Annotated in this window: 1 pseudogene; it reads right to left on the bottom strand. The window is 52.2% G+C overall.

The annotated features are described in order from the left end of the window. Positions 1-320, bottom strand: a pseudogene (gene miaE, locus FDX22_RS31685) (tRNA isopentenyl-2-thiomethyl-A-37 hydroxylase MiaE); the annotation flags it as partial.

The following is a 320-nucleotide window of genomic DNA, read 5'->3' as shown; positions in this document are numbered from 1 at the left end:
ACGCCGCTGTGAAAGCGGAATTCATCATCTGGAGACAGGATCAGCGACGCTTCCACTTCACCAAAGAATCGCACCCGGCTACTGATATCGTCAGCAGAAACCTGCTGTGCCAACGCCAGGTAATCCTGATAATGGCGTGCTTCTGATCGTAGTAGCGACAAATAAAACGCCTGCAGATCGTCATCCAGATACGGTGCCAGCGCGGCGAACCGTTCACAGGACCGCGCTTCAATATATGCGCCGCAAATTAGCTTATCAATCAGCGTTAATGGTTCGTGGGTACGAACCTCTTTGAGCATACCTTTGGCGTAACGGCTGGC

The organism is Citrobacter sp. TBCS-14 (assembly GCF_005280805.1).
GTDB lineage: Bacteria > Pseudomonadota > Gammaproteobacteria > Enterobacterales > Enterobacteriaceae > Citrobacter > Citrobacter gillenii.
This window is presented reverse-complemented; position numbering and strand designations above follow the sequence as displayed.